This is a genomic window from Nitrospirota bacterium (assembly GCA_040754395.1).
GTDB lineage: Bacteria > Nitrospirota > Thermodesulfovibrionia > Thermodesulfovibrionales > SM23-35 > JBFMCL01.
Genome location: JBFMCL010000003.1, coordinates 131,085 through 155,463 on the forward strand (window position 1 = coordinate 131,085; position 24,379 = coordinate 155,463).

Here is a 24,379-nt window from a genome sequence, read left to right on the forward strand (position 1 = left end):
TATGAGGATTACGCCGCTTGATATCCAGCAGAAACAGTTCCCGATGAAATTACGGGGGTTTGACGTTGAAGAAGTCTACGCGTTCCTCGAAGTCATCAGGGAAGAGATGGAGGACCTTCTCCGGGAAAATGCCACGGTGAAGGAAAACGTACAGCGGCTGGAAAGCCAGATAAAAGAATACAGGGATATGGAAACAACATTGCGGGAAACCCTTTTAACCGCCCAGCAGATGGTGGAGGACTACAAAACCAATGCGAGAAAAGAGGCTGAACTTCTGGTCAAGGAAGCGGAACTCAAGGCAGATTCCATTCTGAAGGAAGCCCAGGAAAAAGTCATAAAAATCCATGAGGATATTGTCGACCTGAAAGGCATAAGGCGGCATTTCAAAGAGGAGGTAAAAAGGCTGGTCGAGAGCCATCTGAAGATGCTCGAGTTTGACAGGGAAAGAGAAGAGGAGGAGGGAGGCATAAAAGAAGAATGAAGTATCATGCCCTGAAGGGTGTCCATGACATCTTCCCGCCTGACATCTTCATATGGCAAAAAGTCGAAGAAGCTGCGCACGAAATATTCACGGTTTTCGGGTTCCAGGAACTGAGGGCACCGATTATTGAATCCACGGAGATTTTCACCCGCAGCATCGGTGAAACCACCGATATCGTGGAAAAGGAAATGTACACATTTGTCGATAAGGCCGGAAGACCCGTTACCCTCCGCCCCGAGGGCACTGCCCCTGTCGTAAGAAGTTATGTAGAAAACCACCTCTACAATCTGCCGGCTCCCCAGAAATTCTTCTATTCCGGTCCCATGTTCAGATACGAAAGACCCCAGGCAGGCAGGTTCAGGCAGTTCTTCCAGATTGGCGCAGAGGCATTCGGTGTGGGCGAACCGAAAATTGATGCAGAGATTCTCTCAATGCTCAGACTTTTTTTCGAGAGAATCGGCCTGAAAGGTCTCAGTTTCCAGGTAAATTCAATCGGCTGTCAGGAATGCAGGCCGGGATACCGGGAGGCGCTTGTGACGTTTTTCTCGGAACGTCTTGAAGGTCTCTGCCCGGACTGCAGAAGGCGGTATGGCCATAATCCCCTGAGAATACTCGACTGCAAAGTCGCAACATGCATACAACTAAGAAACGGTGCACCACAGGTTACCGACTCCCTGTGCAGTGCATGCCGGGAACATTTCACTGACTTCCGCGCATTTCTGGATTTGCTTGATATCCCGCATGTGATAAACCCTGATATGGTAAGGGGGCTTGACTACTATACACGGACAACCTTTGAGGTTACCTGTGAACATCTCGGTGCACAGAATGCCGTAGCAGCGGGCGGACGCTATGACAGGCTGGTGGAAGATTTCGGGGGACCTCCGACCCCCGCAATCGGTTTTGCAATCGGCATGGAGAGAGTCACTTCGCTTGTGAGGTCATCCGTCGACGATAACATCCCTGTTCCTTCGGTTTTCATTGCCACAATCGGCGACACTGCAGCAAAAGAAGGACTGCGCCTTGCCGACAGGCTCAGGGAAAATGGCATCTGGGCTGAACTCGGGTATGCGGGGAACTCCCTGAAAAGTCAGTTAAGGAGAGCGGACAGGCTGTCTGCCGACTATGTATTCATCCTGGGAGACGATGAAATACAATCCGGAAAACTAAAGTGGAAGCGCCTCGCTGACGGCACACAGGGCGAGGTCAAGTCGGACGAAGTCCAGGGTTTTTTCAGATAATATCCTTTTACACCCTCTGTAAAAATTTGGATTTCATGCATATCAGCCTGTTCTTGAGGATGCTGATTTCCCCTTCCTTCTGCCACTTGTCCAGTATCCTTGTCACTGTCTCGCGTGTCAATCCTGACATGTCAGCGATTTCCTGATGCGTCAGTTTCAGATTCAGAATAATACCATCCGCGGTTGCGTTGCCGTTTTTGTGAGAAAGCATCAGGAACAGCATTTTTACCCTATCTGCCGCGTTTTTGGCATTGAGGATATATATCCTTTCCCACGATTCCCGAAGTCTGGCGCAAAAAATATGCAGCATTTTTTCGAGCACCTTGCTCTGGGTTATCAGCAACGAGAAGAAATCTTTCTTGGAAATAAAGGCGATGAGCGAATCCTCCAGTGTCTGGACAGTCGCCGGTGATGTTTTTCCGTCTATGAGAGACACTTCGCCGAAGAAGTCTTCCGCTTTATGCACTGCGAGTATTACCTCTTTACCATCCTCTGTCGTCTGGATTACCTTCACCTTTCCGAACAGAATGATGTACATGTATTCGTTGGTATCTTCCTCGCGCAGGACCACATCGTTCTTCTTGAATTCCTCGATCGAGATTTTTTGGACTATCCGCGTAAGTTCCTCGTCTGAGAGTGCGGAAAAAAGCTGGACATTTTTCAGGAAGTCAATTTTGATATTTTCTGTCATGGTTCAATACAGTCTCTGACAGCAAATTCAGCCGGATCTGCGCATTTCACAAACTATATGGTGCGCCTATCAATTGCAAATACCATTTCCGCAGGGAGAAGCCTAAAGCTTACCAGAAGGAAAATGGTATTGTTCCCCAGTACATATAGTATAACCGATACAGACATAATCGTACATCAGGCCGGGAGGTTCTATCCGGAGACAGGATAAAATATGACAGGGAACTGCATAGTACAGGAAGGCATTCTGCAGTTCTTCAGCCGACTATATCGAGCTTTCTGACCCTCAACTCAACCCCCAGTTCCGCTGCAATCTTCCGGCATTTTCCAATGTCAACATCCGGAACGGAAACGACAGTTGCCTGCACCTGGGGAATATGCCTTTTTGCCTCCCGTATGAAAGAAATGACCGCATTGAATGCATCCCTGAATGAAGGTCTGCAGATCCTGTTGTATGTTGCTTCGTCATGGGCATCAAGGCTCACTGAAATGCTGTCAACAAGACCCTGCAACTCCGGAAGAATATTTCTGCCGTATATGAGGTTGCCGTGCCCGTTGGTATTGATCCGCACCCTGCCGTTTTTCTGCTTTATCCACTCTGCCAGATTCCTGACAACGTCCAGCCGCAGAAGAGGTTCACCATATCCGCAGAAAACCACCTCATGATAACGGGTCGGATCACCGACAGCACTCTTTAACTCCTCCAGGGTTGGTTCAAGAGCAAGCCTCAGGTTGTGGCCCTTCACATAATCAGACTGAAACCGGATGCAGAAAGAACAGGTATTTGTACACCGGTTGGTAATATTCAGATAGAGGCTGTTCCGTATCTGGTAAGCGACCTCTCCTTCTGCAGGGACGGAACCGATCCGGAACAGACGTTTTGCATTGAGTGTGGTAATCCTTGCAATATCCTCTGCCGAAACCTCTCTCAGCACCGCAATCGCGTGCGCCGTATGCACAATATATGCGGGCTCATTCCGACTTCCCCTGAAAGGCTCCGGAGTCAGATAGGGGGCATCAGTCTCGATCAGAAGATGATCATCCGGAATATTTGCTGCAATCTCTTTCAGTTTCCCCGCTTTCCTGAACGTCACCGGTCCCGCAATTGATATGTGGAACCCCATGGATATGACCTTTTCGGCCATCTCACGGTCCCCGGAAAAACAGTGGAAGACCCCGCTTGTTACCCCTGATTCTCTCACAATATCAAGCGTGTCCCTTTTCGCCTCTCTGCTGTGAATAACCACCGGAAGGCTGAGGTCTTTGGCAAGCTGAAGCTGCTGTACAAAAACCTCTCGCTGGATATGGCGGGGGGAATTGTCATAATGGTAGTCAAGACCGATTTCTCCGATTGCGACAACCTTAGGCTTCCTCTGGATTTCCGCAGCATATTCACCGTTCACACTCCCCTCCCTGGCAGAAGGGAAATCGGGAGAAAACGCGGCCCATTGTTTAATCTGATTGAAGATATCAGCAGTAAAATCCTTTGCGTCATGGGGATGAAATCCGACTGTTGAATAGATGCTCTCATATTGTTTCGACAGCTCGATCCCTCCGGTATTGCCTGCCATATCAGATCCGATTGTGATTATTGCCTCAATGCCTGCGTTCCTTGCCCGCCGGATGACTTCATCGCGGTCATGATCGAATGCGTCCATCTCCAGATGGCAATGGGTATCGATAAGTCCGTGAGGCATAATGCGTAACGTTTCAGAGGCGTTTTTCTTCAATTGATGTTTTACTCCCTGCGAGAAACCTGTGGAGTATGCTAAGCCCCGAACTTCTTGAGTCTGCCTGCATTGGCAAGGGCCAGCGGCATGAGATTCACCGTAGGGAATATCCCGAATTCTCCTCTCAGACATTCCCTCTCGGAAAATTCCCTGCAGATACCGCCAAGCACATACGAAGACTTAAGAAGCGCTGGCACCGGATGCCAGCTGTGGCTTTTGAGAACCGCTGGAGTTGAATGATCTCCGGTGACAAGCAGGACATCTGGATTCAGTTCGGTAAATTCGGGGACAAATGTATCAAATTCTTCAATCTTGGAGACTTTGCCCTGAAAGTTGCCGTCTTCACCATAGGAATCGACTTTTTTCACATGCATGAAAAAAAAGTCATAGTCATTGTAGTGTTTTTTCAGGAAATCAATTTCCTCCCGTATATCTCCCTTCAGTTCCGGAGCATCCATCCCGATCAGCCGCGCAAGACCCCGGTACATCGGATATACCGCTATGCATAATGCCTTCAGTCCATACACATCGCTGAAATGGGGGATATCAGGCACCTGGGAAAACCCCCTGAGCAGGACAGAGTTCGCCTTTTGCTCATGCTGGATGATTGCCGAAATAGCAGCGATAAGCTTATCAGTAACCCTCGCAACTTTCCCGGCTGCCTCAGTTTCAGCAGTCACAGGCAGGGGAGCCTTTCCTGTTTGCTGCGGATCAGTATCTCTTATGTCCCCAGAACCTTTTGGCAGAGGCTCAGGGAATCTGAGCACCACAGCCATCCTGTGTTCCATACCCGGAGCAAAGATTATCTCCGCATCATCTATTTTCTGTATCTTCTCCTGCAGTAACCTGGTTATTTTTTTGCTTTCCCGTGTCGGAATCCTGCCTGCACGCCTGTCTTTTACGAGACCATTCTCGACAGTTGCGTAATTGACCCGTATTGCGATATCTGTCTTCTTGAGCGCAACACCAAGGCCAAGGGCCTCGAGCACTCCTCTCCCGATCTGCCATTCAATGGGGTCATAGCCAAACAGTGAAAGATGGCCGGGACCGCTTCCGGGAGTAATCCCCATCGCAACCGGCAGATGGAGACCGCAGGCAGAGGCTGCTGCAAGTAAATCAAGGTGCGGTGTGCGTGCCGTGTCAAGCTCTGTCTTCCCGTTCACCGGAAGCCCGCCAATACCATCGAGCACAATAAGAAGTATTTTGGTAGAATTTTTCTGAATCAACCCCCTGACAAGATTCTGCATCCAGCCTATACCTTGAACCTTGCCATCGATTCCCTGAGAATCTGGGCAGTGCTGGAAAGCTGAGCTGCTGATGCTGAAAGCTCTTCCATTGCGGCTGTCTGCTCTTCCGAAGAAGCAGAGGCTTCCTCCGCAGAGCTTGCCGTCTCTGCAGCAGATCCAGCGATGCTCTCGATCTGTCTCACGATATTCTGCACCTCAGAGGCTATTTCGCTGAGCTGATGACTGACCTCGCCGATCATAAAGACGCCTGACTCCATTTCTTTTTTGCCTTCCTGCACGGAGTTCACGGCCTCTTCGGTCTCATTCTGCACCTCTTTTATTATTTTTGCTATTTCCCGGGCTGAATTTGCGGAATTCTCTGCGAGTTTCCTCACTTCATCCGCCACAACCGCAAAACCATGCCCTGACTCTCCGGCTCTTGCAGCCTCGATTGCAGCGTTCAGAGACAGGAGGTTGGTCTGGAACGCTATCTTGGTAATTACATTGACGATCTTCCCGATTTCAGACGAGCGGGATGACAGGCCTCTCATCGCCTGCACGGACCTGTCTGTTGCATTCTGAAGAATTCTTGTCTTGTCAGCCAGCTTCTGCATGAGCTCGCTGCCTTTCATGGTCGATGTATTTGCTGCCTGTGAAGCTGAGGAAGCACCATGGGAACTCTCAGCAACTGATGATGCGGCCGAAGATATGAGGGATATCGCGGTGGAGAGCTCGGACAGCGCCCGTGTCGACTGTTTAGTGACAGACGCCATTGAATTGGCAGAGCTCGCCAGCAGGTTTGCCTGTTCGCGTACCTTATAGGTAAGTTCTTTCAGGGAAGAGATCATCGCATTTGTTGCTTTGCCAAGCTGATTCAGCAGATCATCGCCGGTGTCCTCATTCGCGTTGACCGTAAGGTCTCCGGCTGATACCTGCTGGAGAATCATAAAATATTCGGTCAATCCCATGGCGAGATTCATTGAGGTGGAATGCAGTTCTTCAGAGGTATCTCTGAGGTGTTCAAGCATATGCCGGAACCCGATGCCAAGGGTATCCTTGTCCGAGCGGATATGCAATTCAACATCAAGATTGCCGTTCTTTACTTCTTCAATGCAATCCTCAAGTTTTTTGAATTCAGCAATCATGTCATTGGTTACTTTTCCAAGCTGGTTCAAAAGATCATCGCCGGTATCCTCGGAAGCCTTTACATTGAGGTTGCCAACTGCCAGTTCAGAAATGACCGTAAAGTAATCGCTCATTCCCAGCGCAAGGTTCATTGAGTTGTTGTGGAGCTCATCAACACTGTGTTTGAGATTCTCGACCATTCGTGAAATCGCAGCAGCAAGCACATCCTTGTCTGACCGTATTTTCACAGTAGCGTCGAGATCGCCTGACGCGATCCTGTCGGCAGTCGCAGTCAGCTGCTGCAAAGATATGGCCATTCGTGAAAATGCGGACTCCATCTGCCTGATTTCACTTTTGCTCTCCGTATAGATACTGGTTTCTGCAATCTCGGGGATGTCGCCTTCAGCTATCCTGTTGGCAGTATCCGTTACCTTTTTCAGCGGGTTCGCGATACTCCCGGTCAGTACCACTGCCAGAAACACAACTGATATCAGCGAAATGACTATGATGGACCTGGAAACAACCGTTTGCCTCTTGACGGATTTTTCAGTCCGTATTTTATTTTCCGCATACAGCGTTCCGATTCCCTGCAGGAACGGCTCGTAGACCTTCATCAGTTCGGGGAGAAAAGACTGCCGGACGCGCAAAGAAAGCCTCTCGGCTTCAGCGGTATTTCCCTGTTCCAGTGCTTTTATGACCGCTTCCCCTGCTTCATGCAATTTCTTGTGAGGCTCTTCAAGAGCCCGGAACAACTCCTGGAGTTCCGGATATGGCACGTTATAGGAATAGTACCATGTACCAAAGATGCATTTTTTTGGGTCCAGGGCTCCCTCGAACTTGCCCTTTGATCTCACCACCTCCCTGAGGTTGTCAACCCACCTGTAATGCACGACCTCCATTTCCCTCAGTTTTTCTTTCAGTTCGATCAGATTGCTCTTTTTCTCCTCAATCTCCTTCAGCGCAACTATCCCCCGCTGCCAGAATATTCCCAGCAGCAAGACCACAAGAAACAGGATACCGAAACTCAACGAGAGTTTCCTGCCGATCGACATATGTTTAAAAAGATCCATTGATCATCCTCATAACAATGCCTTTGCAGTCTGGGTTAAAACTGGATCTGGCAGCGCTTTTTGCCGCCCCCCTCATCCCTGATCCACATTAAGGTCTTTTTCGTTCTGTCACACCACTGGCGGACATCCTTCTCGAATGTAGGGCAGTCCGCAGCTACTTCCAGCAGGTCACCTGCTTTCAGTTCTGCCGATTTTGCCGCAATTTTCAGAATTGGCTGTGGACACCTGAGTCCGTTGCAATCTAATGTTACTGTAGCCATAAATCCCTCCTTTTTCTCTCTCAAATATTGTTAATGATATTTATTGCCTCGTAATCGTTCGTATAATGGATCCCCCGCTGTCCCGTATATTGACTGACAACGGTGTTCTGCCCGTCAGACTGTGTGTTGCACAGGCAAAACATGGGTCATAAGCACGGAACGCCATCTCGACCATGTTCAGGAGGCCGTCTGAAACCTTTCCTCCCCTGATAAGACCCTTTGCAGCCTTTTCAATGGACATGCAGATGGCTGCTGCATTGTTCACGGTCGCAACGATGAGATTTGCCTCGGTTATGATGCCATGTCTGTCAGTTTTGTAATGATGAATAAGGGTTCCGCGGGGTGCTTCCACAATCCCGATCCCCTCCTGGGGAGTCGATGTGGGAATATTGCGCACATGCGGATCAGTGATTTCCCTGTCCTGTGCAAGTTCATGCATCCGTTCGGCAGCATACAGGGCTTCTATCAGACGTGCCCAGTGGAACGCAAGGGTATTGTGAACCGGTTTTCCGCCAAGCGTCTCGTACATTCTTTCATATTCAGCCTGGGCAAGAGGTGTTGCCATTCCATCAGAAACATTCAGCCTGGCCAGAGGGGCAACCCGGTAGACACCGCTTTCAATTCCTTCAGAAAACCCCTTCCACCCCACCTTTCTCAGATAAGGGAACTTTACATATGTCCACGGTTCAACCCGTTCCGCGATATGACTGAGGTATTCACGCGGTTTGAATTTTGCGAATTCCTTGCCTTCAGGAGTTACAATGCGGATATCTCCGTCATAAAAATTCACTTTATTATTTTTGTCAACCATTCCCATGTAATACGTTTCATGCCGGTATATGTCACCGGTAACCAGGGCAACATACTCCTTGTTCTTGAGGACAACGTCATCAAATATCTGCAATGCAAACCGGGCAAATTCAATTCCGCCTTTTGCCACTTCCGCGATTCTCTGCCTGTCATCCTCCGTAAGGGGCTTTGAAATGCCTCCCGGAAGACCGCACACAGGATGAATCACCCTGCCCCCGAAAAGGGTAATGATATCCCTGCATTCTTTCCTCAGCTTGATAACCTTCCCGGCGATCTCGAGTCCGACTTTGGCAATAACTCCGAGGATATTTCTCTCAGCAGGAGGCGCAGAGGGACCAACTACAAAATCCGGCCCGCCAAGGAAGAAAAAGTGCAGGGTATGGTCTTCGAGCATGAAGGCAGAATACATCAACTCCCTCAGTTTTTTGGCCGCAGGCGGAGGTTCAACCTTGAACAGATCATCCAGCGCCTTTGTAGAGCATATGTGGTGAGTGGTAGGGCAGACCCCGCAGATCTTCGGGGTAATGCGGGGCATTTCCTCTGCTGGTCTGCCGACAGAGAATATTTCGAATCCCCTCAGCTCGGGCACCTGGAAATAGACCTTGTCCACATCTCCCCTGTCATCAAGAAAGATCTCTATCTTTCCGTGCCCCTCAAGCCGGGTAATCGGATCTATGGTAATACGTTTACTCATTGTTATATATCCAATCTTCTCTTCAGCATGGACGCCGGAAGAGAATAAAAATAAAAAATGCCTGCGGGATCAGCAATCGAATCCGTTATCTTGTTAATTGCGTCCTCTGAATCTGCGTCAATGATTGAAGCAAGGGCGGAAAGGAACTTTGCGCCCTGATCGTCAACCCTGCTTGTCGGACCGAAACAGCCACGGCACGGCATGTTCGCATTGATGCACCGTTCTCCGCATCCGTCACGGGTAGCCGGTCCCACACAGATGATTCCCTGATCCAGAAAACACTTCTCCGGATCGAGCATTACTTCATGTACCCTTTTGATCTCTCTGATGACTGTTTTCTCCGGTTTCGTAACTTTTCTTTTGCACGTATCGCATAGCGATTTGTCAGGTGAAAGCACCGCGCCTTTTTCCGGCAGATTGCCCGTCAGGATGGCTTCAACCGCATTCATGATAAGGTCAGGCGGGGGAGCACATCCCGGCAGATAATAATCGACATCAATCACCTGGTCCAGCGTATGCACTGTATTGTAGAACTCCGGCAGAGTCAATTCCCCTTCTCTCACGACTGTTTTTTCCTGGGGCACTATTCTCTCAGGATTGTCGACCGATGGGGATTTGTGATAGACATAGTCAAATATTCTGTCTCTGTTCGAGAAGTTCGCCAGTCCAGGAACGCCGCCCAAATGGGCACATGCACCAAAAGCGACTACCAGTCCGGATTTCTTCCGCAGGAGCTTTGCCACATGCTCCTGCTCGCCGGTTCGTATCCCGCCGTTAATGAAACTGACTGCGATCTCCCCATCCTGAAGCGCCTCAACGTCCTTTATCTTGAAATCCATCGCAACAGGCCAGAGCACGAATTCCACAGCCTCCACCACCTTGAGTATATTCTCGGCAAGGTCCACAACCGCTTCTTCACATCCTCCGCATGAAGCACACCAGTAGAAGGCTACTTTTGGTTTAGCCAATTTTTCCCGTCTCCTTCATCAGGCAACCGCCGTTTTTCTTAAAGGACCGAGGATTTTCACTTTTTTCACCATATCATTGACTGTTGCAACAAATTTCTCCGCTTCGCTTGCTGATACCCAATCGAGCCTTACCCGATCCTTCTCTATGCCGAACTGGGCCAGCATTGTTCTCAGGAGATGGAATCTGCGCAATGCATTGTAATTCCCTTCCTTGTAATGACAGTCTCCGGGGTGGCAACCGAGAATCAGGACGCCGTCTGCGCCGGACTGAAACGCCTTCAGCACAAACTGCGGATCGATCCTCCCGGTACACATTACCCTGATGACTTTTACATTGGGAGGATAGATTTTCCGTGCACTTCCCGCGGCATCAGCACCCGCATACGAACACCAGTTGCACAGAAAACCTATTATTCTGGGCTCAAAATCCTTTATTTCAAAACCTCCTCGATCTCAGCAAATATCTGCTGCGTGGTGAAATGCCTGCTTTTCGCGGAACCGCTGGGGCACGCTGCCACACAGGTTCCGCATCCTTTGCACAGAACTGTATTCACTACAGCCACTTTTTTCTCACGGTCAAGCACTATCGCCTTGTACGGACAGAGTCCGATGCAAATCCTGCATTCTGCACATGCCTTCTCGTCGATCTCTGCGGTGATGACATCCAGTTCGAGTTTCCTGCCGGGAACGAGCAGCGACAGGAGCTGTCCTGCTGCCGCAGATGCCTGGGCAACGGAACTCTGGATATCCTTCGGCCCCTGTGCACACCCGGCAATAAATATCCCCTCTATGTTGGTAGACACAGGTGCCAGCTTCGTATGCCCTTCAGTGAAAAAGCCGTCTTTCCCACGGGAAATCAATAGAATATCAGAGAGGGCAGAAGCATCTTTTGCGGGTATCATCGCCGGACACAGCACGACCATGTCTGCGGAGAACTCCTGTTTTTTCCCGGCTAAATCAACACAGGACAGGGCAATGGTGCTGTCTGCCTGCTGTATTGCGATGTTCATCGGAAGCTTTGTATGAATAAAATGGAGATTCTTCCATCCGGCTACCGAATCGAGGAACTCCTGATTGTCCTTGCCCGGGACACACCAGTCAGCGTAAATGTCATATACTTTCACTTCCGGGGCATGCTTTTCTATCATATGGGCATACTTGAGCGCATACAGGCAGCAGACAGCTGAACAGTATTCTTTATTGTTTCTGTCACGGCTTCCGACACAATGGATTATCGCGACTGAGCGCGGCTCCTTCTGGTTCGCCATCAGCAGTTTCCCGCCGGTTGGCCCGGTTTGGGCAAGTATCCTTTCAAATTCCAGACTTGTATACACTTCAGGAATGCTGCCGTATCCGAACTGAGAGAGAACCGACGGATCAAAAAGATCAAACCCTGTTGCAACAACGATTCCGCCGATATTCCTTTCGACGATCTCATCCGTGTCCTCATAATTTATTGCGTCAAAGGAGCAGGCGTCCCTGCACTTGCTGCAGTCCTGATTCCTGAACATCTCATATTCTTCAAGCGTAATCAGCCCCAGTTCATAGGCTTCTCTGTAAGTAGACGATCCGCTGTCCCCGAAACGGAGACAGTTTTTTGTATCGATCACAGGGACATTCGGCAACGCCCCGGTATACGGCACATATATTGCCTTGCGGTCACTCAGATTGTAGTCAAACTCATTCCGCACCGTGACCGGACACTGCTCATAGCAGGCGCCGCAGCCAAGGCATTTCTCCCTGTCGACAAAACCTGCTTTTTTCTGAATTCTGGCTACAAAATTGCCAAGGAACCCCAGGACTTCACGGACTTCACTGTTTGTCAGCAATTCTATATTTTCATGATGGAGCATTTCGTCCATCTTCGGCTCAAGCATGCAGGAAGCGCATTCCAGCTTGGGGAAAACCTCCTCATACCGTGCAACCCTTCCCCCGATAAAGGAATTCTTCTCAACAAGAAAAACCTTTCTGCCAGCCTTTGCCAGAGTTAATGCCGCTTCCATACCCGCAGGTCCTGCTCCTATGACAAGCACATCAGGATTGCAGTCAATCTCTCTCTTCTCCAGCGGCTCATGCAAAGCAACGCGCCTGACCGCAGCCCTTATGTATGCCTTTGCCTTTTCTGTGGCAGTCTGCTTGTCGGCGGTCACCCATGCTACCTGCTCCCTGACATTCACCATCTGAAACAGGTACGGGTTAATGCCCGCTTTCTGGAGGACATTGCGGAAGGTCTTTTCGTGCTCTTTCGGGGTACAGGCGACAATGACTACACGGTCGGGCTTTTCTTTGATAATATCATCGCTTATATGGCTTTTTCCGTCTTCGGAACAGAGGAGAGCGTGCGTTTTTACATATGCAACGTTTTCAAGGCCTGAGGAAAACCGGACAAGCTGATCAATATCCAGATTTTCGGAGATATTTGTTCCGCAACTGCAGATATATACACCTATCCTGCTCCTCATGACCCTTTCTGTATTTCTTTTTACGGTTATCTCTACTTTAACCCATAGAATTCTATCTTCTGTCTTACACTTTCGAGTACTTCATTATAATCTTAATGCTTGCTTGGTTAAATGTCAATAAAATATGAATAAATTTTATTTTCCCCGTGCTCAGGAAACCGCGTGCAAATATGGTAAATTTACTTGTAGATACATGGCATGGCACTTTATAATAACAGTGAAATACACACGGGCGGTTAGCTCAGCTGGGAGAGCGCCACGTTCGCAACGTGGAAGTCGGGGGTTCGAATCCCCTACCGTCCACCATCTGTTCCCTGTTTTTCAAGATCTTTGTTTTCGAGAAAAACATCAACAGTGATTCGTCATGAATTCACAAATATACACTGGGGTACGATTTATCTGGATTACTGGCTGGATTTCGACAGAAATACCCCCTGAAAAATACCAGAATATTGATTGATATTTAAAAAATACTACGCAAGAAAATATGCCCGTTCAGAAATTCTTAAAGACGATTCATCAGTTCCTGTATAATGTTCCAAAATTCTGGCTTATATCTTCTTCTGCTGTTCTGCTTGTATTACTGTCTTATCTCGATTATCTGACAGGAGTGCATTACGGGTTTACAATCTTTTATCTCTTCTCGGTTCTCCTTCTGACATGGTTTGTAAACCTTCCCACAGGAATATTCTTTACTTCCTTAAGCATTTTGTCCTGGTTTCTTATTCGTTTCGTTCTTCTGGCAAAGCAGAGCTCTGTCGGAATCCACATGATGGAATTAATTGGAGAATCATTGATCAGGCTGCTATTCCTGCTTATATGCTGTTATGTTGTAAGCCTGCTTAAAAAAGACATTGTAATCAGGGAGGAACAGACCGGGGAACTTATCGAATTGAACAAAATGAAAAACTTTTTCATTGGCATGGTAGCCCATGACCTGAGAAATCCTTTGTCAATCATAGAGATGAGCTCTTTTAACCTGCTGGAAGACGAGCAAAGAAGAAACCTCTCAGAAGATCAGATTATGCTGCTTGAAAGCATCTACAGGAAAAGCGTATTCATGCTGAAAATGATTGAAGAATATCTCGACATTATGAAAATAGAATCCGGGCATCTGCAGATTAACAGGGGCACTTATGATTATGCAAAATTTATCAATGATATCGTTGCACTGAATACAATTATTGCAAAACAAAAAAATATCAGCATTGAATGTATCAAGGAATCCGAGATGCCAATGTTTTCTTTTGACCGAAATAAGACAAGCCAGGTAGTAAGCAACCTGCTCATTAATGCAATAAATTACTCAAGGCCCGACTCCGTCGTAAAGATAAAAATAAGCGCTGCGGACAAAACCGTTCTGACAGAGATTATTGATACTGGCCCCGGCATCAATATTGAAGATATTAACAGACTTTTCGAATCTTTTTACCGCGGCAAAAGTTCCCGGGAGAAGGGTACGGGGCTCGGGCTGGCAATCTCAAAAAAAATTGTTGAAGCTCATGGGGGCGCTATCGGGGTCAAAAACAACATCGGGAATGGTTCAACATTCTGGTTTACTCTTCCCTTGATAGTTGAAGGCCGGGTATGATGAAGTTTACTGTTGTACTACCTGCCCGGTTATACGATGAGTTGAATGAGCAATCCTTCTAATAGTGCTTTTTCAGTTCAAAGAGCACCTGTTTTGCAACTGCCTTCAGCGTTTCGAATACCCCTTTTCCGGTAACAGCGACCGCTTCAAAATAGGGCACCCTGCGTTTATTAAGGAGCTTGTCCATCTCGGCAACCGGCACCACATTCGGAAGGTCTCTTTTATTGTATTGTATTGCAAAAGGAAGCTTTTCCAGTTCATAACCCTGCTCATTAAGGTTGATCCTCAGGTCTTCGTAGCTTTCAAGGTTTGAATCCATTCTTTCTATCTGGCTGTCACCGACAAATACCACGCCGTCAACGCCTTTCAGGATCAGCTTTCTGCTCGCGGCATAGAAGACCTGTCCGGGAACCGTATAAAGGTGAAACCGGATCTTGAAACCCTTAATGTCTCCGAGCGCCAAAGGCAGGAAGTCGAAAAAAAGCGTTCTCTCGGTTTCAGTTGCGAGAGAGATGAGTTTTCCTTTCTGATCCGGATTTGTTCGTCTGTAAATATACTGGAGATTCGTGGTTTTCCCACAGAGTCCCGGTCCGTAATAAACGATCTTGCAGTTTATTTCCCTGGAAGAATAATTTATAAAGGACACGTACAGAGCACCTATCTGAAGAGGTTATCTATGTCTTCATCACTGATTTCTGCAAAGAGGGATTCTTCGAGTTTTCCCTCGCCCCTGTCCTTCTCTACCTTCTGGGTAATTTCCTCGAATATCCTTGTCAGCGTCTCAGACGCTTTTTTAACACGCAGCCTCACAAGACCAAGGGAAGACCTCCCGTCGAATATGACGACCAGAATTATCCTCTGGCCGATGAGAGAGATATGGATATTGTCTTTTTCCCCTTCGTGGAAGAGTATTGTGAATTCCTTCTCCCCCAGAAGCCGGGCGATACCTCCTGTTGCGGCAATGTTCCCTGCAGTAAGTGATGCGAGGGATGTAGTATCGATATCGTGAGTTTCCCCGGCTGATGCTATGAGCTGACCGTTCTTGTCAACAAGGAATACGACCTTTGCATTTGCTTGCTGATGCAGTTTCTGGAGTTCGACATCTATCCTCCGGAACTCCTCTTCATACATTACAAGATCAGAACCGGTCATGGTTTAAAACCTATCACATTTAACAGGAGATAATCAAGAAGCAAAACATGCTTCTTCCTTTTTCAGCTTTTCCCATTCCCTGTCAATCTCATCCTGGAATATCTTGATGATGCCTTCATTTTCAGGTTTGAAGAGGTGCTTAAACCTGCCCTGTGCTTTAATGAAATCCGTTACGGGCTTTTTCTCTTTCGGTTTAAAGGTTATCTTCGTTACCCCGTTCTCAATCTCGTAAAGCGGCCAGTAGCAGGTCTCGACCGCAAGCCTGCTGAGCAGAATTGCATCATCAGTCCTTGACCTCCAGCCCCTGTTGCAGGGCGCGAGGATATTCATGAATTTTGGTCCGGGTATTTCAAGGGCTTTTTTGACCTTCCTGACAAGATCAGCCCAGTGGCTGGGAGATGCCTGTGCCGCATAGGGGATGTTATGGGCAGCCATGATCTTGGTCAGGTTTTTCCTCTGTTCGGTCTTGCCGGGAACAACACTGCCTGCGGGCCTGGTCGTGGTATCAGCTCCAAATGGTGTTGCGCTTGAGCGCTGAATACCCGTGTTCATATATGCACCGTTGTCATAACAGATATAGAGCATGTTATGCCCTCTTTCCATTGCACCCGAAAGGCTCTGGAGCCCGATATCATATGTCCCCCCGTCACCGCCGAATGCGATAAACTTTATCTCCTTGTCAATCTTCCCCTGCTTCTTTAATGCACGGTACATGGTCTCAACCCCCGACAACGTAGCTGCAGCGTTTTCGAAGGCATTGTGAATCCAGGGGATCTTCCATGCAGTGTAGTCAGAAATACAGCTCGAAACCTCGAGGCACCCTGTTGAGTTTGATGCAACTACGGGATAATCAGATGCAAGGAGGACCATTTTTACCACTATGGGGGCACCACAGCCAGCGCAAAGCCGGTGACCTGGTGCCAGCAACACTTCCTTCTTTGAAAGCTCTTTTAGAGTAACTGCCTTTGCCATAACTATTCCCTCACTCCTATATATTCCTTGTAGCTCTTTACCTTTCCACTCCCTGCAAGTTCCACAAGTTCGTTCAGCACAAGCTCCGCGTGCTCGGGGAGATAATCCCTCCCGCCGAGGCCATATATTTTGTTGATGAGCACCGGTTTTTCCTTATACGGATAGAGACTTGTTGCGATGTCGAGATAGACCGGCCCGAATGAACAACCGAATGCGTCTGCCCTGTCAAGCACGCAGACCGCCTTGAGGTGCTTCAGTGCTTCTCCGATCTCAGTGTACGGGAAAGGCCGGTACAGGCGTGGTTTCAGAAGGCCAGCCTTAATCCCCTTTTCCCTGAATGCATCAACCACGTCTTTTGACGTGCCCGCTGCAGAACTCAGGATCACAAGAGCTATCTCTGCATCGTCAAGCCGGTACGACTCAAAGAGTTCGTATCTTCTGCCAGAAATCTTTTCATACTCTTCAGCAATATCCAGAACCACCTGTGCCACTTTTGTACTCACTTCTGCCTGAGCCCGCCTGAATTCCATATAATAGTCTGGGAGTATCAAAGGCCCGTAGCTGACCGGATGTGCAATATCGAGGAGCGGATTCAGTTGTCTGAATTCCCCGACAAAACTCTCCACCTCTTCATCCTCGAGGTACTCTATCCTCTCGATTGAATGACTGATAATAAACCCGTCCAGATTAATCATAATGGGCAATCTGATATCCATATGTTCTGCGATCCTGAATGCCTGAATAGTGTTGTCATATGCTTCCTGTGCATTCTCCGACCAGAGCTGAATCCAGCCTGCATCTCTCACTCCCATTGAATCAGAATGGTCTCCATGAATGTTCAGGGGAGCTGATAATGCCCTGTTCACCACAGGCATAACAATGGGGAGCCTTGTGCCTGAGGCAATGTATAATATTTCGAACATGAGTGCAAGTCCCTGTGAAGAAGTGGCAGTGATGACCCTTCCGCCTGCTGCAGAAGCGCCGACACAGGCGCTCATGGAACTGTGTTCGCTTTCGACAAGGATAAGCTCTGTCTTTACCTCGCCGTCAGAGACAAAAGACGAAAACCTCTGCATCATGTCAGTTTGGGGGGTAATCGGATATGCGGCACACACATCAGGGTTCACCTGTCTCAACGCGTTGGCGACCGCTTCATTCCCGGTTATCGCAACAATTTTTGCCATTACTTCCCCTCCTCAACCATAATAATCGCTTTATTCCCTTTTTTCCCGGGACACTCAAGGGCACAGATCCCGCATCCCTTGCAGAACTCGTAGTCAAACTCTCCCCTCTTGCCGTCTTTCACCTTTACTGCCATGTCAGGGCAGTATATCCAGCAGAAGAGACACTGGATGCAGTTTTCTTCTTTCCAGATCGGCTTGAACGACCTCCAGGAGCCTGTCTTGAATTTTACTGAACTGCCCGCCTCGGTTATGACTGCACCGGGAGTAACCTCTTTCCAGTTTTTGAGTTTCATCCTTCCCTGACCTCCTCGTACCCGCGTCTTGTTGCTTCCAGATTGCCGTCGATAATCTTTTGCGAAAATTTTTTCCCGAAGCTCTTTCTGACATCTTCAAGAAGATGTTCGAGTGTCACAAGATTTGTCACCTTACAGATCGCACCAAGCATGGGGGCGTTCGGAAGCGCTCTTCCAATACACTCAATCGCAATTTTCGTGGCGTCTATGGTAAATACCTTTTGTCCCTGTGTCGCGTTCAGCTTGTTTCGTATTTCCCCCGGTTCCCTGGAAGAATTCACGACAAAAGTTGCAGACTCGGTAGCGCCTTCGGCAACATCTATTGCATCAATCAATGTCGCATCAACTACACTTACTATCTCGGGTTTGAGAACCGGGCAATGCATCCTGAGTTCATGTGAACTGATTCTGTTATATGCCCTTAACGGAGCGCCAGCCCTTTCCGGTCCGTATTCGGGGAATGCCTGGACATGCCTGCCACCGCTCAGGCAGGCATCGGCGAGCACTTTCGCAGCAGTGACAGTTCCCTGCCCCCCTCTTCCATGCCATCTGATTTCCAACATATCAGCCATTATCGTCCTCCACAATTATAGATAAAGTTGTATATTGTAGCATAAATGGCGTCCAGATTCGCTGTATTTTCTGTTCGAGAGGGAAATATCACTATTATATATAAAAAAAGCTTTACTTATTCCATGCAGAGTACGCGGGAAGCAAATGTAAACCCGGGAAACGGTTCACATTGTTAAGGCTTCCGGCAGGCAAATAAATCTGCCTTGTATAAAGAGGGTCGTGACGCAGACAGCAGTGCCTGCTGTCTGCTTAAACAATCGGGAACAGGCGGAACGTCAACCCCGCTATACTGCAACCGCTGCCAATGCCTCTTTGAGCCATGAAAGCCTCCTCCCTTTCAGGACAGAGGCATTCACCGCCTCTATGAATTCATGCGGGGAAATGTCGAACCCTTCTTTCCTCACAAATGGACTGAATGCGAGTTTCTGTTTTCCTTTTGACATCTTCTTGATTTCCGCATCTGTCGGTTTCTTTATCGCAGGTTTTATTATTTTCGAAAGGGCGATGAGGATGTCTCTATGGCTTTTTGTGAGCCCCATAGGCTCTATGACCTGATTAATGTGCTTTAATCTTCCAAGATAATCAATCATGGTACCCTCGGTCTCGAAGGAAGTTGTCGAGGGAAGCACGATATCAGCCTGTTCCGCAAGGTCGGTAAAATGCGAGGTCTGCACAACAAGGAAATCTGCAGCCGGTCTGCTGGTGAGGGGCACCTCTCCGACTGCGTACAGGACCTTCATACGGTCATTCACCATCTCCTTATAGGTTTTTCCTTCTGTTGACAACCCGGCGAGGGCTATACCCCTTGCATTGCTTTCCAGGCCGACGGCGATTACCCTCCCCTTGATCAGGGAGATATTCGCAGCTGCGTCGAAAAGTGAAGGGGAGGTAAACAGGATGGGTCTGTCGGCCTCTGCGATCAACTTTGCTGCCTTCTCCATATCTTCGGTAATTTCCGCATCCCTGACTGCGGTTTTCAACTGCTTGTCCGCCTTGAGGCCCCTGTCGATGAGCGCCTTTGCGACTCCCTTCAGGATCTGGAGTTCATCCCCTTTCAGGCTGAGCATCGCTGCTTCTTCGATTCTGGTATCCGAGGAATTCATTACGATAAGTTTGCCCCCTCTGTTCACCCTCTTTCGTATGGAGGCATCGAGCGCTGGCAATACCCTGTTCCACTGGGACGGATTCAGCCCGACGAGGACAAGGAGGTCAGAATTCGTAATAAGGGCTGACTGTGAGTCCCTGAGGGAATGGACATCGGAATAAAGGCTCAACGTTGTATCAAAGTTTTTGGTTTTCACCACATTCTTCGCGAATTTCTTAAGGGCAAGCGCATCTTCATTCATGATCCCCGCGGTGCTGATAAATCCGGTATTCTTGCCCGCGTCCTTAAGTTTTCCCGCAACGATGCTAAGCGCGTCTTTCCATGTCGTTTCCCGAAGCTCACCCTTCACCCTTTTCAGGGGGCTGACAAGTTTTGTCCTTTCTTCAATGCAGTCATACCCGAATCTTCCATACGCACAGATATATTTTTTTGCTGAGCCAGGTTTTTCCCCGGTATTGATCTTCTGGATGCTGCCGTCTTTTACGCTCACGAGGATGTCACATCCGCTCCCGCAAAGAAGACATACAGACTGTATCTTTTTGTATTCCCACTCGCGCCCTTTCCGCCATCTGTCTGCCTCGGGGAGGGCATTGACAGGGCATGCGTCTATGCAGCTTCCGCAGAAGGTGCACCCGGACTCTCTGAGAGACTTGTTGTACGCGGTCCCGATCTCGGCGTTGATTCCCCTGCCGATAAAATCAAGGACATTTGTCCCCTGCTCCTTGCACACCCTGACACAGCGTCCGCAGAGGATACAGTATTCCGGGTCCCTCCTGATGAAAGGATTGATCTGATCGATCGGGTACCCCATCTTCTTCCGTGTGAATGAAGTCCCCTTCAGTTCGTATTCATATGCATATTCCTGAAGCTTGCAGATTCCTGCTTTTGTGCATGTCATGCAGTCGAGCGGATGGATGGCAAGGATCAGATCAAGGATGAACCTTCTGATATCCCTTACTTTTTCGGTCTGGGTATGCACCACCATCCCTTCTCTGACCTTGGTGTTGCAGGCGATAACGGGCGACTTCATTCCTTCCACTTCCACGAGGCATAATCTGCACGCTCCGAACCCTTTCATACCCTTGAGATAACAGAGATTGGGGATGAAAACATCGGCGAGATGCCCTGCATCGATGAGGTTCATGCCTGCAGGTGCGTGCACCTCTTTCCCGTCTATCTGAAGCTTCACCAGTTTTTCCATTCTCTCCTCCTGATATACTTAGCTGTAACTATGATTGCTCAATAAATTCTTCCTGAACCTTCGAGATGAGTTCAATCGCCCCTGTCGGACAGACCTTGATGCATTCCCCGCACAGCACGCATTGCCTCTGCTTGATCTCAAAATAGATAAATTTCGAGGGATCAGATTCTGCCGTCTCGCCGTGTATTGCATCAAATTTGCACCTGAGCGCACATTCTCCGCACCTGATGCACAGATCCTGGTTTATCAGATATGAGAGAGAACTGATGCATTCTCTTTTCGGACATATGCCGGAAAGATGCATTCTGAATTCCTCTTCCCCGGATGTCAGCTTTTCGAGAAGGAACTTGCCGGTATCCCTTCCCTTCTTGCAATATGAAGACGAGATCATATTGGAAGCGATTCTTCTGAGCGCGAGGATGTCTGCTTCCCCCGCCTCCTCGAGATGCTGGCTGATCCTGAGCAGTCGTATTTTTGCTTCTTCAGTCCCCAATGAACAGGGATAGCATCTGCCGCACATCGGCCCTGCGATAAATTCCTCAATAAAGGTAAGCGACTTCTGCACTGCGCATGTTTTCTCCTCGGCATCTTTTCTGATTTCATCGAGGGTTATCTCCTCAATGGGCTCTTCTCTCTCCTCAGGAATCGGCATTTCGACAGCCTCGCCAACCATGCTTTTGAGGATTCTGCCCTCTTTTTCATACTGGATAGCCCCCATTGGGCACTCTTTCAGGCAGTCACCGCATTTTTTGCAGAGAGTGCTGTCAATCACAAACCCGGTAGACGTTTCCTTAATTGCGCCAACTCTGCATACATTGATGCAGTTCCTGCAGAAATAGCAGAGTTCCCTGTCTATGTAAATAACCGGCTGTTCCTTTATTTCTATTGCGCCGAGGGGGCATACGGTAAAACACGCCTTGCACCTCTGGCAATCAACCTGGTCGACATAAAAGAATCCGTCTTCGGATTCCTTGATGGCCTCATAAGGGCATTCATCCACACATCGCTTGCACTGGTAACAGACCTCGGTATTCAACGAGACCTGTCCGAGCCCCTGGCATACGAAGGCCCTGCAGTATTTCTCCCTCACATGTTCATCATATTCCTCGCGGAAATATCTGATGGTAGTGAGAACGGGGTTTGGCGCGCTTCTGCCAAGCCCGCACAGGGAACTGCGCTTCACATACCTTCCCAGCGCTTCGAGTCTCTCGATGTCACCCTCCTCACCAAAGCCGGAGGTGATCTTTTCGAGTATCTGGAGCATCTGATAGGTGCCTACCCTGCATGGATAACATTTGCCGCACGACTCAGCCTGGCAGAACGACAGGAAAAACTTTGCGACATCCACAATGCAGTTGTCTTCGTCCATGACGACCATTCCGCCTGAGCCCATAATCGAGCCGACTTTGGCAAGTGAATCAAAATCGATGGGCAGATCAAGATACTGCTCGGGAATGCATCCTCCCGATGGCCCTCCGGTCTGTACGGCCTTGAATTTCTTGTCTCCTATGATCCCCCCGCCGATGTCAAAGATGATCTCCCGCAGGGTTATCCCCATGGGCACTTCCACAAGTCCGGTGTTCTTTACTTTACCGGTAAGTGCGAACACCTTCGTGCCGGGTGAACCTGCGGTTCCTGTCTTCAGGAACCACCCTGCGCCTCTTTCGATAATATGAGGGACACAGACATAGGTTTCTATATTATTCAGGTTTGACGGATAGCCCCATGGTCCGCCACCGGGTTCGGACAGCCTCGGTGGTCTCAGGCGGGGGAACCCCCGCTCGCCTTCTATCGAAGCAACAAGCGCAGTGGCTTCGCCGCAGACAAATGCACCTGCGCCTTCCCTGATCTGGACAGTAAAGTGAAAACCCTTCCCGAGAATATTGTCCCCCAGTAAGCCCAAGGCTTCAGCCTGCTCAATAGCGATTGAAAGATGCCTGACCGCAAGGGGGTATTCATGGCGGACGTAGATAATTCCATGTTCTGCGCCGATTGCATACGCACAGAGCATCATCCCTTCGAGAAGGCTGTGGGGGTCTCCCTCCATGATCGACCTGTCCATAAATGCACCGGGGTCGCCTTCATCTCCGTTTGCAATAACCAGTTTTACCGGATCCGGCGCTTTTTTCGTATGTTCCCATTTGATGCCCGCGGGAAACCCGGCGCCGCCCCTCCCCCTCAGGTTTGCTCTTTTCACTTCATCGAGCACCTGCTGTGGCGTCATTGAGGACAATGCTTTTTCGAGTGCAGCATATCCCCCGACCGCGATATATTGAAAAATATTGGTAGGATCGATTCTTCCATTATTCCTGAGGGCAATCCTGAGCTGTTTCCGGTAAAACGGCACGTCCTTAATAAAGTATGCAGGCTTTTCTCCGAGAGACCTGCGGAACAGGAGATCCCATACCGGCTTTCCGCCCATGACAGTGCGCATAAGCACATCTCCTGCTCTTTCCGGTGTCACCCTATGGTAGAAATAGCCCTGGGGCTGCACTGTCATTACAGGCCCCAATTGACAGAGTCCCTGGCATCCGGTGGTGATTACTTCTACTTCCTCATTCCCGCTCCGGGCCCCTGCCATGAGATTGTCAGCTAACGTAAGAGAGTGATTGGCTCTGCATGCCGTTCCGCAACACACCCGGATTCTCTTCTTGTTGGGAGCTAACACACCTTCTCTGGCAAGTCTTTTTCGGAGGGCTTTCAGGTCATCCAGACTGGTTAATTTTTGCATAAGCGAATTAACCTTTCTTTTTGGTTTCGGACCAATTTCCGTGTGGCTACAAGTCGGTCACTATTCTCGTATTGACTGTATTATTGCCTTTAACTTTCCGCTTCCTGTAATTTCACCCATAACATTCTCATTCATGGTAGTAACAGGTGCAAGCCCGCAGCACCCTACGCATCCCACTGTCTCCAGTGTGAGTGCAAGGTCTTCGGTTGTTTCGCCGCTCTTGATATTGAATTCCTGTTCCAGGGCGTTCAGTACATTTTTTGAACCCCGTACATAACAGGCTGTGCCGAGGCACACTTTCAGGATCTTCTTTCCTCTTGGCTTGAAATAAAACATGCGGTAAAAGCTTGCCACACTGAAGATTTCAGACATGGAGAGATTCAGTTTTTTGGAAAGTTCCTGTACACTCTCCTCCGGCAGATACCCCAGCGCTGCCTGGATCTGTTGCAGCGCCTGAATAAGAATGCCCCGTTTTTTCTCCCGTGCATTCAGGATCTCGCCGATCCTGCCTATCTGCCTGTTCACATCTATCTCTTCGACTTTCATAAACCCTCCAGAAAAAAGCAAGGTGTTTAAAAGTGATGCCCGTGAGACAAATAGTCAAGCGCCCGCCGCATGTTTCCAGTGTGCGGTGAATGAAACATCGCAGAGAACTATACATATTTTATACTTCCGGGCTGCATATTGCAATACCCCTGTTGCCTCATAATAAAATGTTACCGAAGGATCGCTGACTCAGCGAGAGATTTTGTAGCATAGAGGAAGATTTTTTTCAGTTTATCTTCCAATGCCTTTCTCAGATGAAATGGGTTCAGGTTTT

Annotated in this window: 21 protein-coding genes and 1 tRNA gene; 4 read left to right on the forward strand and 18 right to left on the reverse strand. The window is 48.8% G+C overall.

Annotation, left to right across the window (positions count from 1 at the left end; translation table 11 throughout):
• Position 1 precedes the first annotated feature (1 nt).
• Together AB1552_02790 and hisS are read left to right on the forward strand one after the other, a co-directional pair.
• Positions 2-481, forward strand: coding sequence for a DivIVA domain-containing protein (locus AB1552_02790; protein ID MEW6052703.1), 480 nt, complete (start codon positions 2-4; stop codon positions 479-481).
• Positions 478-1,722 carry a histidine--tRNA ligase gene (gene hisS / locus AB1552_02795; protein MEW6052704.1) on the forward strand — a complete coding sequence of 415 codons (1,245 nt, stop codon included), beginning with the start codon at positions 478-480 and terminating at the stop codon, positions 1,720-1,722. The genes AB1552_02790 and hisS overlap by 4 nt, the downstream gene beginning before the upstream one ends.
• 7 nt (positions 1,723-1,729) lie before the next feature.
• On the opposite strand, the gene AB1552_02800 is transcribed toward hisS, so the two are convergent.
• From AB1552_02800 to AB1552_02840, 9 genes are all read right to left on the reverse strand, one after another.
• Positions 1,730-2,413, reverse strand: a complete 684-nt coding sequence (locus tag AB1552_02800; protein MEW6052705.1) for a Crp/Fnr family transcriptional regulator — start codon at positions 2,411-2,413, stop codon at positions 1,730-1,732.
• Positions 2,414-2,669: 256 nt separating this feature from the next.
• The gene (locus AB1552_02805; protein ID MEW6052706.1) at positions 2,670-4,142 is read right to left on the reverse strand and encodes a TatD family hydrolase; all 1,473 of its coding nucleotides are present in this window, start codon (positions 4,140-4,142) and stop codon (positions 2,670-2,672) included.
• 38 nt (positions 4,143-4,180) lie between these two features.
• The gene (locus AB1552_02810) at positions 4,181-5,389 is read right to left on the reverse strand and encodes a 2,3-bisphosphoglycerate-independent phosphoglycerate mutase (protein MEW6052707.1); all 1,209 of its coding nucleotides are present in this window, start codon (positions 5,387-5,389) and stop codon (positions 4,181-4,183) included.
• A gap of 5 nt (positions 5,390-5,394) precedes the next feature.
• A complete protein-coding gene (locus AB1552_02815; GenBank protein ID MEW6052708.1) occupies positions 5,395-7,563 on the reverse strand; it encodes a methyl-accepting chemotaxis protein in 2,169 nt (722 codons plus the stop codon).
• A gap of 35 nt (positions 7,564-7,598) precedes the next feature.
• On the reverse strand, positions 7,599-7,823 hold the full coding sequence (locus AB1552_02820; protein MEW6052709.1) for a sulfurtransferase TusA family protein: 225 nt from the start codon (positions 7,821-7,823) through the stop codon (positions 7,599-7,601).
• A 40-nt stretch (positions 7,824-7,863) separates the two neighbouring features.
• Entirely contained in the window at positions 7,864-9,327 is a 1,464-nt protein-coding gene (locus AB1552_02825) for a Ni/Fe hydrogenase subunit alpha (protein MEW6052710.1), read from the reverse strand.
• A 2-nt stretch (positions 9,328-9,329) separates the two neighbouring features.
• Positions 9,330-10,295, reverse strand: a complete 966-nt coding sequence (locus tag AB1552_02830; protein ID MEW6052711.1) for an oxidoreductase — start codon at positions 10,293-10,295, stop codon at positions 9,330-9,332.
• Between the two features lie 18 nt (positions 10,296-10,313).
• Complete coding sequence (locus AB1552_02835) at positions 10,314-10,730, reverse strand: hydrogenase iron-sulfur subunit (GenBank protein MEW6052712.1); 417 nt, start codon at positions 10,728-10,730, stop codon at positions 10,314-10,316.
• Positions 10,727-12,757 (reverse strand): CoB--CoM heterodisulfide reductase iron-sulfur subunit A family protein, encoded by a 2,031-nt coding sequence (locus AB1552_02840; GenBank protein ID MEW6052713.1) that lies wholly within the window; start codon positions 12,755-12,757, stop codon positions 10,727-10,729. The genes AB1552_02835 and AB1552_02840 overlap by 4 nt, the downstream gene beginning before the upstream one ends.
• Positions 12,758-12,987: 230 nt before the next feature.
• Between AB1552_02840 and AB1552_02845 the strand changes: the two genes are divergently transcribed.
• Both AB1552_02845 and AB1552_02850 read left to right on the forward strand, forming a co-directional pair.
• Positions 12,988-13,063: transfer RNA gene (locus AB1552_02845), tRNA-Ala, on the forward strand.
• 181 nt (positions 13,064-13,244) lie between these two features.
• The gene (locus tag AB1552_02850; GenBank protein ID MEW6052714.1) at positions 13,245-14,348 is read left to right on the forward strand and encodes a HAMP domain-containing sensor histidine kinase; all 1,104 of its coding nucleotides are present in this window, start codon (positions 13,245-13,247) and stop codon (positions 14,346-14,348) included.
• Positions 14,349-14,406: 58 nt separating this feature from the next.
• Here the strand turns inward: AB1552_02850 and AB1552_02855 are convergent, their stop codons facing one another.
• From AB1552_02855 to AB1552_02895, 9 genes are all read right to left on the reverse strand, one after another.
• Complete coding sequence (locus AB1552_02855; GenBank protein ID MEW6052715.1) at positions 14,407-14,994, reverse strand: GTPase domain-containing protein; 588 nt, start codon at positions 14,992-14,994, stop codon at positions 14,407-14,409.
• 11 nt (positions 14,995-15,005) lie between these two features.
• Positions 15,006-15,500: a roadblock/LC7 domain-containing protein gene (locus tag AB1552_02860; GenBank protein MEW6052716.1), complete on the reverse strand. Its 495-nt coding sequence runs from the start codon at positions 15,498-15,500 to the stop codon at positions 15,006-15,008.
• Between the two features lie 33 nt (positions 15,501-15,533).
• Positions 15,534-16,472: a thiamine pyrophosphate-dependent enzyme gene (locus AB1552_02865; GenBank protein MEW6052717.1), complete on the reverse strand. Its 939-nt coding sequence runs from the start codon at positions 16,470-16,472 to the stop codon at positions 15,534-15,536.
• Positions 16,473-16,474: 2 nt separating this feature from the next.
• Entirely contained in the window at positions 16,475-17,656 is a 1,182-nt protein-coding gene (porA, locus tag AB1552_02870) for a pyruvate ferredoxin oxidoreductase (GenBank protein ID MEW6052718.1), read from the reverse strand.
• Entirely contained in the window at positions 17,656-17,949 is a 294-nt protein-coding gene (locus AB1552_02875; GenBank protein MEW6052719.1) for a 4Fe-4S binding protein, read from the reverse strand. The genes porA and AB1552_02875 overlap by 1 nt, the downstream gene beginning before the upstream one ends.
• Entirely contained in the window at positions 17,946-18,521 is a 576-nt protein-coding gene (locus AB1552_02880; protein MEW6052720.1) for a 2-oxoacid:acceptor oxidoreductase family protein, read from the reverse strand. The genes AB1552_02875 and AB1552_02880 overlap by 4 nt, the downstream gene beginning before the upstream one ends.
• 285 nt (positions 18,522-18,806) lie before the next feature.
• Complete coding sequence (locus AB1552_02885; GenBank protein ID MEW6052721.1) at positions 18,807-20,828, reverse strand: molybdopterin-dependent oxidoreductase; 2,022 nt, start codon at positions 20,826-20,828, stop codon at positions 18,807-18,809.
• Between the two features lie 28 nt (positions 20,829-20,856).
• Positions 20,857-23,559, reverse strand: coding sequence for an NADH-ubiquinone oxidoreductase-F iron-sulfur binding region domain-containing protein (locus tag AB1552_02890; GenBank protein MEW6052722.1), 2,703 nt, complete (start codon positions 23,557-23,559; stop codon positions 20,857-20,859).
• 60 nt (positions 23,560-23,619) lie between these two features.
• Entirely contained in the window at positions 23,620-24,105 is a 486-nt protein-coding gene (locus AB1552_02895) for an NAD(P)H-dependent oxidoreductase subunit E (protein MEW6052723.1), read from the reverse strand.
• Positions 24,106-24,379 lie beyond the last annotated feature (274 nt).